Below are 17,363 nucleotides of genomic sequence, written 5' to 3'. Positions count from 1 at the left end.
ATTAAAAAATTGGTTGGTCTCATTTTGAGCATCACGTCTTGATACTTGATACCAACTACTTGATACTTCACGGATGGCTAAAGTCAAAACCACCTTTTTCTGTCAAAACTGCGGTGCACAAAGTCCCAAGTGGCTGGGAAAATGTCCCGCCTGTGGGGAGTGGAATACCTATGTAGAGGAGATTCTCCAAAAAGAAGAAACCGGAAAGGGAAGTTGGAAGCCCCAGGGCTCCGGACTCAAAAAAGCCAGTGTTCCCAAAAAAATTGCCGAGGTCAATTACGAGGAACAGCCCAGATGGATCACTTCAGATCCGGAGTTGGACCGGGTACTTGGAGGAGGAATTGTCTCAGGTTCTTTGGTCTTGATCGGGGGCGAGCCAGGTATCGGAAAGTCCACGCTGATGCTTCAGATTGCCTTGACATTGAAAGGGAAAAAAGTCCTTTATGTCTCTGGGGAAGAAAGCGAAGCCCAAATCAAAATGCGAGCAGATCGCATGTCCGCCAAAAATCCGGATTGCTATGTGCTTTCGGAAACCAACACCCAACAGATTTTTCAGCAGATTGAGATTCTGAAGCCAGATTTTTTGATTATTGATTCCATTCAGACCTTAAGTAGTCAATATGTAGAATCAGCCGCAGGCTCTGTGTCTCAAGTAAGAGAATGTACAGCCGAGCTGATGAAATTCGCCAAGGAAACGGGCACTCCGGTATTTCTTATTGGACATATTACCAAAGATGGGTCTATCGCCGGACCCAAAGTGCTTGAACACATGGTTGATACCGTCTTGCAGTTTGAAGGTGATCGTCATTTGACCTACCGGATTCTCCGTACCTCCAAAAACCGCTTTGGCTCCACCCATGAGCTCGGGATTTACGAAATGCGGGCGGAAGGATTGAGATCCGTGGCCAATCCATCAGAAATTCTCCTTACCCAGCGGGAAGAAGTACTCAACGGCGTGGCTATCGGTGCCATGATGGAAGGGAATCGACCCCTTTTGATTGAAATCCAATCCTTGGTTAGTCCGGCAACTTATGGTACTCCACAGCGAAGCAGCACGGGCCACGATGCCAAGCGATTAAACATGCTCTTGGCGGTTTTGGAAAAGCGTGGAGGCATGCGATTGGGTCAGCAGGACGTGTTCTTGAACGTGGCTGGTGGACTCAGGGTGGATGATCCGGGATTGGATCTAGCGGTTTGTGCTTCGCTGATTTCCAGCTATGAGGATACGCCCGTATCGGAGCAGATATGCTTTGCTGGAGAAGTGGGATTAGGTGGAGAGATTCGAGCCGTATCCCGTATCGAAAATCGTATCGCCGAAGCGGAAAAGTTGGGTTTCAAAAAGATCGTGGTCTCCAAATACGCCGTGAAAGGCTTGGATCTGAGCAAGTTTAAGATCCAAATCCTCCAGGTAAGTAAACTGGAGGAGATGTACCAGATGATTTTTTGATTTCAAAAACAGATCCCAAGAATAAGTCTATTCAAAAAAACAGAAATTCCTGAAAAAAGCTTTTTGCAAAAGATAATTTGGCTAAATTCCTTGTAGTTCATCTCCCTTTAGCCTTATGGGTATTTTCAGATCAACTCAAGAAGAGCCTAATTCCCAAAATCCTTGGTCCCAACCTTCAGAAGAACCAAGTAGACTTCCCTCCAAAAGGACTTGGCTGATTTTTATTGCAATCTTGATTCTCAACTACTTTGTAGTTCACTTCTTTTTCCCAAGAGAAGCACCAGAGGTTTCAATTCCTTATTCCCTGTTTAAAGAGGAGGTTACCAAAGGAAATGTAAAAGCGATTACGTCCAAGGGGGAGCTTTTATCCGGGAAATTCCAGAATGCAGTAACCTATCAAAAACCTGAAATTGAGAAAAAGCAAGAGCCCAAATTACAAGAAGTCACCCATTTCAAAACCATCGTTCCGGCATTTGCGGGGCAGGATTTGGAAGCCTTGCTCCACGAACATCAGGTAGAGATCATTGCCAGCCCGACCGAGAGTGAGAGCAGCCCGTTTTGGACTTTTCTGGCTTCTTTTGGTCCGGCGGTTTTGATTATTCTTTTTTATATCTGGCTGTTTCGTAGGGCTCAGGCTCGGGGGGGCTTTGGAGGGATGATGGGAATGGGAGAAAGCAACGCCAAGCTTTTTGATGTAAGAACAGAGGAAAGAGTGACATTTGAGGACGTGGCGGGGATAGATGAAGCGGAAAATGAATTGGTGGAGATTGTGGAATTTTTGAAAAATCCGGAGAAGTTTACCCGGCTTGGTGGGACCGCTCCCAAAGGGGTTTTGCTGGTAGGAGCTCCGGGTACGGGAAAAACTCTTCTTGCCCGGGCAGTGGCGGGAGAATCCGGAGTCCCGTTTTTTTCCATGAGTGCCTCAGAGTTTGTAGAAATGATCGTGGGGGTGGGTGCTGCCCGGGTTCGGGATTTGTTTCGGCTTGCCAGAGAAAATGCACCTTCCATCATCTTCATAGACGAGCTGGATTCTGTGGGTCGATCTCGGGGGCAATATGTGGTAGGAGGTGCCAGTGAGCAGGAACAAACGCTCAACCAAATCTTAACTGAGATGGATGGGTTTTCGAGCAAGGAAGGGGTTATCGTTTTGGCTGCCACCAATCAGCCAGAGATACTCGACAAGGCCTTGCTAAGAGCCGGTCGATTTGATCGCAGAATTGTTATCAATCCTCCGGATAAGGCTGGACGGATCGCGATCTTGAAAGTTCATACCCGAAAGGTACCCCTGGAAGAAAAATTCAGCTTTGAAGAGATTGCTGCTACGACTCCGGGATTTACAGGAGCCGATCTTAAGAATTTGGTAAACGAAGCTGCTCTTCAAGCGGCACACGAAAATGCCGACAAAGTTACCCAAGCTCATTTCATGGATGCTTTGGAGAAGATTGTCTTAGGTCCAGAACGACCCATTTTACTTAGTCCGGAGGATCGGGAACGAATAGCTTATCACGAAAGTGGCCATGCCATACTGGGCCTTTTGGTACCTGGTGCGGAGCCGGTCAACCGGGTGACTATTGTGCCCCGAGGTCAGGCTTTGGGAGTTACTTATCAGCGTCCCGACCGGGACAAGTATAATTATGAGGAGGAATATCTCAGAGCTCGGATCATCGGTATTTTGGGTGGTCGCTCGGCAGAAGAAGTGGTCTATGGAACCAAAACCACCGGAGCGGAAAATGACATCGAACAAGCAACTGAAATTGCCTGGGGCATGGTGACTCGTTGGGGGATGAGTGAGGAATTAGGCCTGGTCCAGTTGGGGCCTACTCAAAATGAATACTTGGGAGTATCGTATGGCGATTTACCTTACACCTACAGCGAGGAAACCGCAAAAAAGATCGATGCAGAAATAGTAAAAATCATCAATGAATGCCATGATGAGGCGATCCGACTTTTGAAGTTACACCGAAAAGAATTGGACGCACTTGCAAAGGCGTTGTTGGAAAAAGAAACCTTGGAGGAAGAAGAAATCCTCAAAGTGACCGGACTTCCGCCTGCCCCTGATCTGGAGATAAAAAAGCTTTAGCTTTTATAGCTGTTTAGAAGATGGAGATTCTTAATTCCGACTAAATTAAATAGATGGCTTTTTATTTTTTTCAGGAGATTTGGAGGCCAAATACAATCTCATATGAAAGCGCTCCTTACCATCGGACTTCTTGTCCTTTCCAACACCTTTATGACTTTGGCCTGGTACGGCCACTTGAAATTTGCTGAGTGGAAATGGTTTAATAAGCTTGGGCTAATTTCGGTGATATTGATCAGTTGGGGGATAGCTCTTTTTGAATATTGCTTTCAGGTTCCCGCCAACAAAATTGGCTTCTCAGGAAATGGAGGGCCTTTTTCACTAGTCCAACTCAAAGTTCTTCAGGAGGTCATAACATTGATCGTGTTTATGATTTTTACCCTTATTGCCTTCAAAAATGAGACCCTGAAACTCAATCACCTGATTGGCGCGGTGTTTTTGGTTTTGGCCGTATATTTTATTTTCAAAAAATAGGGGCAATCAAGCAACTCGAAAGGGATAATTGCCATCCTTGGTAAAACTGAATTATGACAAACAAAAAAAGTAGGGAAGACTTGACCTTAGACCCAAAGGATTGGGAAGCTATGCGTCAGCTAGGTCATCAGATGATCGATGATTTGATCGATTATTGGAAGAATATCCGACAGGAAAAAATTTGGAAGCCGATTCCGGCTGAAGTGAAAGCTTTTTTGGATCAACCTATCCCAGCGAAAGGTCAGGATCCTAAGGAGGTCTACGAGGAATTTAAGCACTTCATTTTCCCCTACAATAAAGGAAATGTCCATCCTCGATTTTTTGCCTGGATTCAGGGCACAGGCACGCCTTTGGGCACTTTTGCAGATTTGCTTGCTTCCGGAATGAACCCAAACACCACCATCGGGGAGCATTCTGCCATGTACGTGGACAGGCAAGTGGTGAATTGGTGTAAGCAGCTGATGAATTTTCCCTCAGAGTCATCCGGGATTTTGGTAAGTGGAGGATCTATGGCCAATATCACCGCGTTGACTGTAGCCCGCAACTCCTTTGGAGAGGAAAAAATCCGTCAACGTGGTCTTAAAGCTGCTTCTGCTCAATTGGTTTTGTATTGCTCGGTAGAGACTCACTCCTGTATTCAGAAAGCCGCCGAAATCATCGGACTAGGTACCGATGGAGTGCGGAAAATCGGTGTGAATGATCGCTTTGAGATGAAAACCGATGAACTGGAAGCGCAGATTCAGGAAGATTTGGGCCAAGGACTATTTCCTTTTTGTATTGTGGGAACTTCGGGTACGGTCAATACAGGGGCGATTGATCCAATGGATGAGCTTCTAGCGATTTCCAGGAAATACGGGCTCTGGTTTCATGTGGATGGCGCTTATGGAGCTTTGGCAAAATTAGACCCCAAATATGCCACTCGATTAAAGGCTATCGAAGAAGCCGATAGCCTTGCTTTTGACTTGCATAAGTGGCTGTATGTTCCCTACGAAGTCGGCTGCACCCTAATTCGGGATAGCAAAAAACACCGGGAAGCATTCGCAATGACTCCTAATTACCTGTTGCAGGAAACCCGCGGATTGTCTGGAGGACCGGATTCGATCAATAATTATGGGTTTGAACTTTCTAGAGGATTCAAAGCCCTAAAAATCTGGATGTCGATCAAGGAACATGGTAGGGAGAAATATGCCCAGATGATTTCCCAAAACAACCGACAGGCAGAGTATTTGGGAGATTTGGTACAGGAAAATCCCCAACTACAACTGATGGCTCCTGTTTCCATGAGCATTACCTGCTTTCGAATGGTAAAGCCCGGTCTGGATGAGTCCCAACTGAGGGATCTCAACAGGGAAATTTTACTTCGAATTCAAGAGGAAGGAATTGCGTCCCCGAGTTCTACGATTTTGAATGGAAAATATACCCTCAGAGTTGCCAATGTCAATCAGAGGACACGGATGGAAGACATGGACCTGCTCGTTCGGGAGGTCCTTCGGATCGGTCAAGAAATCAGGACAATCTGAGAAAAATCGGCGATTTGGGCCGATTTGGCTTAATTTTCGCTGATCGAAGAGCAAACTTTTAACAAAAATGAAAACTATCAAACTATTCGCCCTGGTAATGGGCCTTGCCTTATTGACTACCTTGGAATCCCAAGCACAGGAGATCGGTCTGCGTTTTGGCCAATTGAATGGAAATAATGTGGCTTTGGACGGGATATTTGCAACTGGAGATTTTAGCCGTATCCATGCTAACGTGAGCTTTGGAGGGGATGGTCTGGGAATCGATGCACTTTGGAATCCCATATATGACGATATTCCTGATACAGATCTTAAATGGTATGCGGGTTTTGGTCCTTCAATTTATCTCGGAGATGATTTCTTCTTTGGTGGAGCCGGTGAGATTGGTGCAGAATACGCCTTCTCGGAAGTGCCGATCACCATTGGACTTGATTTTAGGCCTTACCTTTTCCTCGTTGAAGTCACCGAGTTCAAAGCCGGATTTGGTTTGAATGTCCGTTGGAGATTACCATAAGATCTACTATTCATCTAACTTTAAGCCGTTCGATCGAACGGCTTTTTTTATGCAATTACTTATTGAAGGTCAGTTTTATCTGGAAAGATTCACCGGCAAAGGCGGGTGGACATTTATCCGCTTGCCTATTGCACAACTAGGAGCGAGAAACCATTTTGGGATGTTGAGGGTGTCCGGAAGTATAGATTCCTATGAATTTGAAGACAAAACCCTCATGCCCATGGGCGATGGATTTTTGTTTTTGCCAATTTCCAGGGAAATCCGAACCAAAATAAAAAAAGAGGAAGGCGAGAAAGCCTTGCTTCGCTTATATCGTAAAGGAATTCCTGATCAGCTGACTGACGAACTTAAAGATTGTCTCTTGGATGATCCTGGAAAGCTAAACCTGTTTTTGAGTTTGCAAATCAGCCAACAGCAAGAGTGGCTTGAAAAGATTTATTTATCTGCTTCAGAAGAGCAAAAAGCCGAACGAATTGTCCAGCTTTTGCAATTCTTGGAGCGATTGGGTTAAAATTCCACAATAATCCCAACCGTAGGGAGAATATTACCGGCAGGGTTTTCTATTAGTTTTAATTGGTACCGGCTTGGATCATTGGGATCGATAAGAATGTTACCAGAGTCGTCCCTTACCGGAATTAATATCGGTGCTTGTTCTGCCTGGAAATTGTAGAGGTTTTGTATATCCACATACCAGTTGAGATTCCAACGGTCGAAAAAATATTTTTTGTCAATCCTCAGATCTAGCTGGTGAAAAGGGTTCAGTCGAATGGCGTTGATCTGGGTATAATCCAGGATTCCTGAATTTCTCAAATCCCAATTGCTGATCAGACTGGATGCTTCCAAATCAAAAGGCGTGTAGGGTGTACCTCCGAGAAATCTCCACCTTGATCCGATTTCCCAGTTTTTCCTGAACCGTTTTCCCCCAGACATACTGACGATAAATTTGTTGTCCCAAGCGGATGGCACAAAACCCTGAGTGTTGGGATTGGTAAACTCACTTCTCACTAACGTGATGGCCGCGATTCCATAGAAGTTGTTGTAAAACCGTTGCTGAGCGAGCAATTCCAATCCGTATGCACGTCCACTTGAATTGGACGCTACAGGTTCATTTCCAATGACACCAAAATCAGCCCCCAGATTAGCCAGAGATATTCCATTTCGGATAGAGGAAGGATAATTACTGTATTTTTTATAGAAAACCTCGGCTGTAAATCTCCTGGATTTTTCAGGTACCAGGTATTCGATTCCACCTATCAATTGAGCGTTTCGTATGTATCGTACATCATTTTCCTGATTCACCAAGACACCTTCATTATCGCGGTATCCCAACACCGAATAGGACGGCTTCTGATAATATATACCGGCATTCAACGTGGCATAAAGGTTTTGCTTGAGCTGATAAGAAGCCGATAATCTAGGGCTTATCTGATTGAAAGGGTTGGATGCGGTTTTGGCAAAATCAGCCCCGTCTATCCTGACCCCTCCTGTCAGCAGCAGTCGGTCTCCCACAAAGTTTTTACTCCCCGAAATAAAACCTCCATATTGGTTGAAAAAGGAAGTCGCTTCTACATCGATTACTCCACCTGTGGACGAAAGGGTGGATCGGTCAAAATTGCTGATGAAATAGCGGGAATACTGGTAATTTACTCCGTATTTAATCGTGTACCCTTTTCCGAAAATACTGTTTTCTGCCCTGAATTTGTTTTCAGATTCCTGAGAGGAATAATCAAAAAGCAGGTTGTTCTCTGAACTGGCGTCATTTCCTGCATATTTGATGGACTGATTGTTCAGCATGTTTCTGCTGAGCACAAAGGTCCAAAAGCCATTTTCCCTAAATCTCTTGAGCTTTACCCCTGTAGTATAATTCCACTGAGTCTGTACGGGCAGTACATCGAGTAGGTAGAGTCGGTTTTCCCGCTCTTCTTCTGTTTCATTTTCAGGAATGTCCTGATTGAGTTCAAAATCGTCAATTGCGCCAAGTCCAATAAAGGTCAACTCGGTCTTCTCATTGATTCTAGTGGTGGTTTTTAGCTGAAAATCATTAAAAGTTGGAAGAAAAGGAAGTCCAAGAAGTCTAAATAGGCCTTGCAAATAAGATCTTCTTGCTGAAAGAGAATAGGTGGTTTTTTCTGAAAGTGGGCCGTCATTTGAAAAGGTCAGTTCCGAGGCACCAAGGGTAAGCTGGGAGAACATTTTGTCACGACGCCCTTCCTTGAGTTGGATTTCAAAAAAAGAGCTCAAAGCATCCATTCTATTGGCAGGAAATCCCCCGGCAATCAGGTCCAGACTTTTAATCAAATTGACGTTGATGATCCCTACTGGTCCTCCGGAAGATCCTTGGGTAGAAAAGTGATTGATGACAGGTACCTCTATTTCGTCCACATAGAATCGGTTCTCATTTGGTGCGCCACCGCGAATTAGAATGTCATTTCGGAAGCTTGGTGTACTGGCTACGCCCGGAAGGGCCTGGATCACCCGAGAAATGTCACGGTTTCCTCCCGGATATCTTTCAATTTCATTGGTGCCTAGTTTTCTCACAGAAAGAGGCGTCTCTTCCGAACGGGTGAATTCGCTGTTTACTACCACCTCGGAAAGCTCTGAAGCATCCTCTGAGAGATTGAAATCCAATTGGACTGGTCTGGCCAGAGTGACCTGGATTTCAAATTGGGTGGAAGATTTATAGCCTACGAAACTTGCCCGAATATTATACAGTCCTGGAGGTACATTTTGGATCTCATAGTTTCCGTTTTCGTCTGAAATAGCCCCCAAGTCAGTGTTTAGAATCAACACATTTGCAAATCCGATTGGCTGATTGTTGACAGAATTGGTGATTTTCCCACGGATTATTCCTTGAGAAAAAACCGAGGAAAGTGATAGAAAAAAAGCGAAAAGAAGTAGAGCTGGTCTCATGAATAGTTGGTTTTTAGGCTAAATCAAAAAAGAGCCGACAAAGTTTACTCTTTTACGAATTTTTGATTTTGATCAAGAATTTTAGGCAGTTTGTCCTTCTTTTACTCTCCATAGTCTCCACCAAGGGGTGCCAGGCGAATCATGATGCTCGAAATGATACCCGAAAAAATAACAACTCAGAAATGCCCAAAGGTGGTTTTTCCCCTGGGATTTCGAGTGATGTTTGTTATCATTTTCTCCTCGATGGGGAAGGTAAGTGCCAAAATAAAACAATTGAAACGTAGACAGTACGGCCGGAAGCATCCAGAAAATGATCAGATTTACCATAGGCAAATACAGTTTTAGAATATTGAAGGTAACTGCCATCAACAGAATCTGCCAGATATTCACATACTGACGAATAAAGCTAAGGTACCAAGGGAAAAAACGTTCTGAAGGATGGTAATCAGGATCTTGATCTGTGGCGACAAAGCGATGATGTTCGTGATGTTTTGGGAAAAGCTTCCAATAGAAATTGTAGGAAAAAAGTAAAGCTGCTATCCAGCCGGTCAAATGGTTTAATTTTTTATTGGCCGTCACCACACCATGCATGGCGTCATGGGCAGTAATAAATAACCCCGTATAGAGGTGCATTTGGACCAAGATCGCCAAATAGGTGAGTGGATTTGTCCACGAAAAGTCCCAAGTAAGCAAAAAAACCAAAGAAGTTGCCCAAACTAAAATAATTGACCAACCGATCACGAGCCCTTTTGGATCTGTCGTGGCAATTTGGTTTTGGGTACCGGTCATAGGTTAAAAGGTAAGGATTCGTTCTTTTACCTGTTCCATCAGCCACATTGGGGTGGAAGTGGCTCCGCAGATACCTACAGATTCATTCGGGTTAAACCAGGACTCCTCGATTTGTTCTGGATTGGAGACGAAGTAGGTATTGGGATTTTTCTCTTTGCAGACGTTGTAAAGAACCTTTCCATTCGATGATTTAGTACCGCTCACAAAGACAATTTTATCAAATTTGGCGGCAAAATCTCTAAGTTCTTTATCCCGATTAGATACCTGTCGGCAGATGGTATCATTGGTATTGACTGCTATCCCATTTTGAGTCAGGATATCATTGATCTGGTAAAATTTATCGGTGCTTTTGGTGGTCTGACTGTATAGTGTAAGATTTTTGGGAAGTGTGGCGATGTCCAGTTCTGAGATATCTTGGAAGACCACTGCCTTATTGTTGGTCTGACCCAATAACCCTATCACCTCTGCATGACCGTGTTTTCCATAGATATAGATCTTCTCGTCTTTATCGAATGAATTTTTGATTCTGTTTTGAAGCTTCAAAACTACTGGGCAGCTTGCATCGATCAGTGTAAGGTTATTTTTGATTGCCAGTTCGTAGGTGGAAGGAGGCTCACCATGAGCGCGGATCAATACTTTTTCATCCCTTAGTCCATGCAAATCCCCATGATCAATGATCTTAAGGCCTTTTCGGGTCAAGCGATTGACCTCCTCGTCATTGTGCACAATATCTCCAAGGCAATATAGGTAGCCCTGCTCATCGAGTATTTCTTCAGCCATTTCGATCGCGTAGACCACGCCAAAGCAAAAGCCTGAATGGTCATCGATTTGTACTTGGAGATTCTTCATGTTCGTTTAAACTTCAAGTTAACTGAATTGTTTTTTGGCTCCTCAGATGCTCAAAGAAGCTGATATTCATCAAAAAGAGCGTCATGGAGTAAATGGTATCCTCTATGGGAACCGTCCAGATTCTGACACCAAGATTCTCTGCATTGTTATAGATCACCACCGGCTCTTCCGTCATTCCTCCTGTCAGAATTCCATTACATAGGAAGAGAGGAATCAAATGAACCAGATAAGCAAATATGAATCTTCCCAAATATCGATCTTTGAAAATCAGGTAATGAATCATCAAGGTCACTGATCCGATCAGAAAATTGACTGAAGTGTACCATTTGTCAAGATGTAAAATGCCCATACCGAAAAGAATAGGCACCAAAACAAAAACAAAAGGCTTTCCCAATGGCTGAAAATAGTCTTTTGGAAAGAAGTAAATCAGCACTTCATAAATAAATACACAAGCAAAGGGAATGATAAAGAAGAAGAGGATTTCCTCAATTGGAAGATTTCCCAAGAAAATGCCGGTGATATACGTGGGATTGAATACCCAAACTCCGATTTTGGTAAACCAAATATCCCATACGATAAAAAACAGGGCTGTAATCAGCATACCCGGAAAGAGTTGTCCCCACTTGGAAGCATACCGTATTCGATGCTCAAAGGATTGAGCCAAGGGGTAAGAAATCGCAAAGAGCAGCACACCAAAATAGAGGTATCTTTCCATCAGAGAATCCCGAGTTTGGTTTCAAAATAGGTCCCTACCAAAAGAGATAATTTTTGAGAGTTGGGAATACGTACACGTTTTTGAGTGATCACTTCTGCTGGAAGACCTTTGATTTTGTCAAAGAGCTTTTGATAGTAGAGATAAGCTACTCGCACGCCGAGTTTTGCTCCTGAGGGCAACTGCTCAATTCCAATCAGGGAATCATTGAAATCTTTTTGAATATCCTCTTCGATCAGGGATTTTGCGGATTTGTCAAATCGGGTGAAATCTACTCCGGGGAAGTAGACACGGCCTCTTTCCTCGAAATCACTTTTGATGTCCCTTAGGAAATTCACTTTTTGAAAAGCTGCCCCCAACTTGCAGGCAGGCTCACGAAGCCTTTCATACATAGCCTGATCTCCTTCGCAGAATACCTTTAGGCACATCAATCCCACTACCTCAGCCGAACCATAGATGTATTCATGGTATCGGGAGTCGTTGTAAGTCTTAAAATCCAAATCCATTTCCATGCTATGGAGAAACGCCTCGATCAAGTCCAAATCAATCTTGTACTTGTTTACCATCAGCTGAAAGGCATGAAGGACAGGGTTAAGGGAGATGCCGGATTCTATCGCCTCGTAGGTATCTTTCTTGAATCGTTCAAGAAGGGCTTGCTTGTCTTTGTCGTGAAAGGTATCTACAATCTCATCCGCATACCTAACAAATCCATAGATAGCATAGATAGGAAGGTGAAACTTTTTGTCCAGGGTTTTGATACCTAGGGTAAAGCTCGTGCTATATCGCTGAGTGATCAGCTTGCTGCACTCAAGGGTAGTTTGGTCAAAAAGCTCAATTGCATCCATTGCTATAATATACCTTTTTGTCTACAAATTGTTTTCTTTCATCACCTCTTTTGCAACTACATGCCCGGAGATGAGAGAAGGGGGTACTCCGGGTCCTGGTACGGTCAACTGACCTGTATAATACAGATTTCGCACTTTTTTGTTTTTCAGTCCAGGCTTCAAAATAGCGGTTTGAAGGAGCGTATTAGCCAATCCGTAGGCATTTCCCTTGAAGGCGTGGTAATCTGCCTTGAAATCACGGTGTGCATAGGACCTTTTATAAACCACGTGCGAGCGAATCTCCTGTCCGGAAATTTTCTCCAAACGATCCATGATGAGGTGGTAATATTTTTCCCGCATTTCTTCGGTATCCTCCAAATCCGGAGCCAAAGGCACTAATAAAAATACATTTTCCTTTCCTTCCGGAGCCACAGTGGGATCAGTGATGGATGGGACAGATGCATAAAAGAGCGGTTTTTCGGGCCAGCGGGGATGGGTGTAAATCGCGTCTGCATGGGGACCAAGCGGCTCGTCGAAGAATAAATTGTGATGTCTCAGATTATGGAGCTTCTTGTCGATTCCCAGATAAAACAACAAACTGGAAGGGGCCATCACCCGCTTGTCCCAGTATTCTTCGCTGTAATTACTGTATTTGGGATTGAGCAGATGCTTGTCCACATGATGATAGTCCGCACCGGCTACCACGATATCAGCCTCAATTTTTTCGCCTGATTTAAGCCTGATTCTTTTTGCGACGCCATTTTCGACTTCTATTTCTTCGACTTCGGAAGAATAGCGGATTTTCACGCCTTTTTCTTCTGCGAGAGCTACCATTCCTTTGATGATCTCGTGCATTCCTTTTTTGGGATACCAGGTCCCCAAGGCGATGTCTGCATAGTTCATCAAGCTGTAAAGAGCGGGAATATTTTCGGCAGTTTCTCCAAGGAAAAGTACCGGAAATTCCATCAGACGAATAATTTTTTCATGAGAAAAAAATTTCCTCACGTGCTTGGACATAGACTGAAAGATGTCCATGCGAATCATGTCCACCAATAATCCAGGCGAGGTAAATTCGAAAATGGACCTGCTCGGCCTATGTACCAAATCGTGGATGCCTACCTCGTACTTATACTTTGCCTGAGCCAGAAATTTATCCAGATTTTTGCCAGCCCCTGGTTCGATCCGGTCAAGCATCTTCTTGAATTCTCCCAAGTCTGCAGGAATATCCAGGATGTCATTTTTTCCATACACTACCGCATAGGATGGATCCAATCGGAGCAAGTCATAATAATCTGAGGGCTTTTTGCCAAAGTGGGCAAAATAGCTTTCGAAGACATCCGGCATCCAATACCAGCTGGGACCCATATCAAAAACAAACCCCTGGTGCTCGAACTTTCTAGCTCTTCCACCGGGGGAATCGTTTTTTTCAAGAAGGGTGATTGAACAACTCGTTTTATCTGCCAGGTGTGTGGCTGCGGAAAGCCCGGCGAAGCCGGATCCGATCACCACCACATGTTTTTTTGACATAGAATTAGTTTTTGTGCTTGTAAACCATCAAGTCTTCTTTGAGAAGCTTACGGGCAATATGGATTCTATTTTTCACAGTTCCAATCGGGATCTGAAGCTTGTCCGCGATCTCGTGATATTTGAAACCACGGAAGTGCATCAAAAACGGGGTTTTGTAGACATCATCCAGCTTTTCGATGGCTACCTGAATATCCTCCATGGTGAAACTTCCGAAAACTCCGTTTTCGATAAGTGCATCACTGGAGTTGATGTAGTGGAGATTATCTGTAGTATCTACGAAAGTACCTCTTCTTACCATTCTTTGGTAGTTGGTGATGAAGGTATTTTTCATAATCGTATACAACCAAGCCTTCAGGTTAGTACCCTCCGTGAACTTATCTCTATTCGTGAATGCCTTAACCATTGTGTCCTGTAGTAGGTCATTTGCATCATCCACATCACGGGTAAGCTTCATCGCAAAGGGCTTCAAAGAGCTGGAGAGCTTTTGAAGAGAATAGCTAAATTCTAGAGTTGTCATGGTTGCGTTGTTTTGTTTAACCAAATCTAGGAAGGATTAAACAAAATCCAAATATTTTGTCGAATTAATTTTCAAAAAGATTAAACAAAAAGTGATAAAAGGTAAAAAATTCAGATAAAATGCTGTATAGACATTAAAAAAGGCACTTTTCAATGAAGTGCCTCTGTTTAAGTAAATGGATTTTTTGTTTAACTATTTTTCTTGGCCAACGGGTTCGAGCTCTTCAAGAAGTTCTTTTATATCCCTGATATAGTTCATTTGCCGGACATTTTTGGGGAATATCAAATCTTGGCCGATCACCTGATAGCCGGTCACCAGGATCTGTGAGGAAGAAAAACGCTCTGCCAAAGCATTAACGTATTCTTGAACATATTCAGAAGAGGGAGAGGTCGTAATGACCGTAAGCAGAAATTCGGGTTGATGAAGTTTGAAAACAGAAAGCAGATCATCATTCGGAGTGCTTTGCCCCAAGTAAATCACTTTGTGTCCTTTGGATTTGATCAAATAGCTCGCAAAGAGCAAGGAGATCTCGTGTAGTTCACCTTCAGGAAGAAAAAGAAGAAACTTCTTTCCTCCACCCTGCGAAATCTGTCCATCTATCGCCACGATTAGCTTTTGTCTGACCAAGTTGGACATAAAATGCTCTTGGGCAGGATTGATGGCCCCAGTCTGCCAGAGGACCCCGATTTTTGACATAAAGGGGTATATGATATTAAGCATGGTTTGCTCAAATCCCAACTTGATAATATTCGTGCTAAGTATTTTATCAAATCGCTCTTCGTCCATCTCGATCATGCAGATCGTGAGAGCGTGAATTTGATCATCGTGAGTCAATGAGCGTTCGGTTAACTTCATTACTTCTTCACGGATTTCCTGAGATTCCATGGAAGCAATTTTGCTGATTTTAAAACCGTTGTCGTTCAACAGGGCTACATTCAAAATCAGCTTTAGATCATCATCGTCATAAAAACGAATATTGGTATCCGTTCTTTTTGGACTGAGAAGACTGTAACGCTGCTCCCAAATACGAAGTGTATGGGCTTTTATCCCAGACAACTGTTCTAAGTCTTTGATTGAATACGTGCTCACTTTTCTTCGTTTTTAAAGAATTCTTTGGGTACAACAAACAAGCCAAAGGAAACGGCATCGTCTTTCTGATTGGTCCGGTGATGGGCTTGATGGGCCTTGAAGATTGCCTTGAGAAATGGATTTTTTGGCCGATCAAACCATTTCAGCCTTCTGTGAACCATCACATCATGTAGTATGAAATAAAGAAACCCGTAAAGGCTTATTCCTATCCCCATCCAGAATCTATAGTCCAATTCCTGGACTCCCAACAAGATTAAAACCACCGCGATGCTTCCGAAAAGAAGCGAAAATAGATCATTAAGCTCGAGAGCCGACTTGGAGGGTTGATGGTGAGTCTTGTGGATCATCCACAAGGGACCATGCATCAGGTACTTGTGAATAAACCATCCGGAAAATTCCATCGCCGCAAAACCAACTATGATGAATACTAGTGCTTTGATCATGACAGTGATAACCCGTATCCGGGCATTTTGTTATCCAAAAGTCTTGAGAAGGGTCTTTTGTTTTACAATTAATATAAAGATCATTAAAAAAGTCTATTTAAATATCCAAAGTAAAATTTAAGACTGTGAAAAATACAATCAGGGCCATTAGCAACCAGTTAGAAACAAGATTCTCCTTTTCAAAATTGGCCTTCCTCCAAATAAGATGGATCAGGAAAGAGACTCCAAACCAACCTGCATAATTGCCAAGTGGAATTACTTCCCATTTCCATGCCCACATATCTAAAGCGACAGCCACTGGCTCGATAATATAATCCAGTGCAGTCATGGCAGTTGCCCCTAAAATAGCCGCATAGATGTCATTGGGTATAGCTCTGAAAAGCACCCCGGTGGTATAGCTGAGAATAAACCAATTAACCCCGATGATGATGGGCACATCCCAAAGCTTGGGGCCGAGCGTAGGACCGTATACATAGTCTCCAAACAAATACCCGGTGTGAATTCCGATGATCTCTGCCCCGAAACCAATCCAAAATGCTGCTGCTGCAAAAATCGGGAAAGCATCATTCCAACCCCTATGAAAGAACAGAAGGATCAAAAGAGAGCTTAGGAGCTGAACAGGGGTGAGCTGAAGAAACCAATCTTGGTATTCCGGAATACTCAGTCCTACAATGCCTACGGCATGGAGTACGATGATTACCACTTTGGCAATCAGCAATTTGGAAACTGCGGGCTCTCCTCGAGAGGGTACAACTTTGTGCATAGCAATCTGGGTAGGCAAAGTTTGTTATGGGATTCCTAACTTTGCACAAGTAATTATTGTTAGCAAAACAAGTAAATAAAACCTAAATCCCAGATCATGATCCTTTATAACATCACCATAAATGTCACTCCTGATATCGAGGAGGACTTTATCTCTTGGATGAAAAATACTCATATCCCCGAGGTTTTGGAAACTGGGATGTTTGTAGACCATCGGTTTTATCGTCTTCTTCATGAATCTGAGGACGGTTCGACCAATTACTCAATCCAATTTTTTACGGAAACCATGGAAAAAATGATGGAATATGAGCAAAGGCACGCTCCTGCCCTTCGCTCAAAAACCAGAGAGCGGTATTCGGACAAGGCAATGTCTTTCCGCTCCCTGTTGGAAACTGTCTAATCCTATGTCCAAAACATTCAAACTTATCTTAAGTCTTGCCCTTCCTCAAGTAGCAGGAGGTCTGGGAGCCCTGTTCACCTTTTCCTCGGTGAGGGACTGGTATCTGACTATCAATCGACCTAGTTGGAATCCTCCTAATTGGATCTTTGGACCGATGTGGACAACCTTATATGTGATGATGGGAATAGCCTGCTACCTGATCTGGAAAAGTGAACATCCTAAGAAAAAAGAGTTGATGATTCTGTATTTTATTCAATTGGGATTGAATGCACTTTGGTCTCCTGCTTTTTTTGGTGCACAAAGTCCCCTTTTGGGTTTGATTGTGATAATTCCTCTTTGGATCATGATTCTGACTTGCATTATCCAATTCAAAAAAGCGAGCATTTGGGCTTCGGGATTAATGGTCCCTTACCTGCTTTGGGTTTCCTTTGCCACTGCCTTGAATGGCGCAATCTGGTGGTTGAATTGAGAAAAGGCCAGCTAATGTGATCAGCTGGCCTTTTCTTAGTTTA

At 43.6% G+C, this 17,363-nt stretch carries 18 protein-coding genes; 8 read left to right on the top strand and 10 right to left on the bottom strand.

Going from position 1 to position 17,363, the window contains the following annotated elements:
* Positions 1 to 73: 73 nt before the first annotated feature.
* From radA to DDT91_RS02525, 6 genes are all read left to right on the top strand, one after another.
* A complete protein-coding gene (gene radA / locus DDT91_RS02550) occupies positions 74 to 1,447 on the top strand; it encodes a DNA repair protein RadA (RefSeq protein ID WP_187174563.1) in 1,374 nt (457 codons plus the stop codon).
* A 115-nt stretch (positions 1,448 to 1,562) separates the two neighbouring features.
* A complete protein-coding gene (ftsH, locus tag DDT91_RS02545) occupies positions 1,563 to 3,527 on the top strand; it encodes an ATP-dependent zinc metalloprotease FtsH (protein ID WP_187174562.1) in 1,965 nt (654 codons plus the stop codon).
* Positions 3,528 to 3,629: 102 nt separating this feature from the next.
* Positions 3,630 to 3,998, top strand: coding sequence for a DMT family protein (locus tag DDT91_RS02540; protein ID WP_187174561.1), 369 nt, complete (start codon positions 3,630 to 3,632; stop codon positions 3,996 to 3,998).
* 53 nt (positions 3,999 to 4,051) lie between these two features.
* Entirely contained in the window at positions 4,052 to 5,518 is a 1,467-nt protein-coding gene (locus DDT91_RS02535) for an aminotransferase class V-fold PLP-dependent enzyme (protein WP_187174560.1), read from the top strand.
* A 67-nt stretch (positions 5,519 to 5,585) separates the two neighbouring features.
* Positions 5,586 to 6,029 carry an outer membrane insertion C- signal gene (locus DDT91_RS02530; protein ID WP_255502002.1) on the top strand — a complete coding sequence of 148 codons (444 nt, stop codon included), beginning with the start codon at positions 5,586 to 5,588 and terminating at the stop codon, positions 6,027 to 6,029.
* A 49-nt stretch (positions 6,030 to 6,078) separates the two neighbouring features.
* Positions 6,079 to 6,540 carry a DUF1905 domain-containing protein gene (locus DDT91_RS02525; RefSeq protein ID WP_187174559.1) on the top strand — a complete coding sequence of 154 codons (462 nt, stop codon included), beginning with the start codon at positions 6,079 to 6,081 and terminating at the stop codon, positions 6,538 to 6,540.
* Here DDT91_RS02525 and DDT91_RS02520 read toward each other — a convergent pair.
* The 10 genes from DDT91_RS02520 to DDT91_RS02475 all read right to left on the bottom strand — a co-directional run bounded on the left by DDT91_RS02520 (position 6,537) and on the right by DDT91_RS02475 (position 16,452).
* Positions 6,537 to 8,939 (bottom strand): TonB-dependent receptor, encoded by a 2,403-nt coding sequence (locus DDT91_RS02520; protein WP_187174558.1) that lies wholly within the window; start codon positions 8,937 to 8,939, stop codon positions 6,537 to 6,539. The genes DDT91_RS02525 and DDT91_RS02520 overlap by 4 nt on opposite strands.
* 81 nt (positions 8,940 to 9,020) lie before the next feature.
* Positions 9,021 to 9,728, bottom strand: coding sequence for a fatty acid desaturase (locus DDT91_RS02515; RefSeq protein WP_187174557.1), 708 nt, complete (start codon positions 9,726 to 9,728; stop codon positions 9,021 to 9,023).
* A gap of 3 nt (positions 9,729 to 9,731) precedes the next feature.
* A complete protein-coding gene (locus DDT91_RS02510; protein ID WP_187174556.1) occupies positions 9,732 to 10,577 on the bottom strand; it encodes a 4-hydroxy-3-methylbut-2-enyl diphosphate reductase in 846 nt (281 codons plus the stop codon).
* Between the two features lie 13 nt (positions 10,578 to 10,590).
* Entirely contained in the window at positions 10,591 to 11,292 is a 702-nt protein-coding gene (locus DDT91_RS02505; RefSeq protein WP_187174555.1) for a lycopene cyclase domain-containing protein, read from the bottom strand.
* The gene (locus DDT91_RS02500) at positions 11,292 to 12,134 is read right to left on the bottom strand and encodes a phytoene/squalene synthase family protein (protein ID WP_187174554.1); all 843 of its coding nucleotides are present in this window, start codon (positions 12,132 to 12,134) and stop codon (positions 11,292 to 11,294) included. Before DDT91_RS02500 ends, DDT91_RS02505 begins: the two co-directional genes overlap by 1 nt.
* A gap of 21 nt (positions 12,135 to 12,155) precedes the next feature.
* Positions 12,156 to 13,640, bottom strand: a complete 1,485-nt coding sequence (locus DDT91_RS02495) for an NAD(P)/FAD-dependent oxidoreductase (protein WP_187174553.1) — start codon at positions 13,638 to 13,640, stop codon at positions 12,156 to 12,158.
* A 4-nt stretch (positions 13,641 to 13,644) separates the two neighbouring features.
* A complete protein-coding gene (locus DDT91_RS02490) occupies positions 13,645 to 14,157 on the bottom strand; it encodes an RNA polymerase sigma factor (RefSeq protein ID WP_187174552.1) in 513 nt (170 codons plus the stop codon).
* Positions 14,158 to 14,349: 192 nt separating this feature from the next.
* On the bottom strand, positions 14,350 to 15,246 hold the full coding sequence (locus DDT91_RS02485; protein ID WP_187174551.1) for a MerR family transcriptional regulator: 897 nt from the start codon (positions 15,244 to 15,246) through the stop codon (positions 14,350 to 14,352).
* A complete protein-coding gene (locus DDT91_RS02480) occupies positions 15,243 to 15,689 on the bottom strand; it encodes a sterol desaturase family protein (RefSeq protein ID WP_187174550.1) in 447 nt (148 codons plus the stop codon). Before DDT91_RS02480 ends, DDT91_RS02485 begins: the two co-directional genes overlap by 4 nt.
* 97 nt (positions 15,690 to 15,786) lie before the next feature.
* Complete coding sequence (locus tag DDT91_RS02475) at positions 15,787 to 16,452, bottom strand: carotenoid biosynthesis protein (RefSeq protein ID WP_187174549.1); 666 nt, start codon at positions 16,450 to 16,452, stop codon at positions 15,787 to 15,789.
* A 96-nt stretch (positions 16,453 to 16,548) separates the two neighbouring features.
* On the opposite strand from DDT91_RS02475, the gene DDT91_RS02470 reads away from it, so the two are divergent.
* Together DDT91_RS02470 and DDT91_RS02465 are read left to right on the top strand one after the other, a co-directional pair.
* Positions 16,549 to 16,851, top strand: coding sequence for a DUF4286 family protein (locus DDT91_RS02470; RefSeq protein WP_187174548.1), 303 nt, complete (start codon positions 16,549 to 16,551; stop codon positions 16,849 to 16,851).
* Positions 16,852 to 16,855: 4 nt separating this feature from the next.
* Positions 16,856 to 17,320 carry a TspO/MBR family protein gene (locus DDT91_RS02465; RefSeq protein ID WP_187174547.1) on the top strand — a complete coding sequence of 155 codons (465 nt, stop codon included), beginning with the start codon at positions 16,856 to 16,858 and terminating at the stop codon, positions 17,318 to 17,320.
* The last annotated feature ends 43 nt before the right edge of the window (positions 17,321 to 17,363 follow it).

It is taken from the genome of Algoriphagus sp. AK58 (genome assembly GCF_014324365.1).
Classification (GTDB): Bacteria; Bacteroidota; Bacteroidia; order Cytophagales; family Cyclobacteriaceae; genus Algoriphagus.
This window is presented reverse-complemented; position numbering and strand designations above follow the sequence as displayed.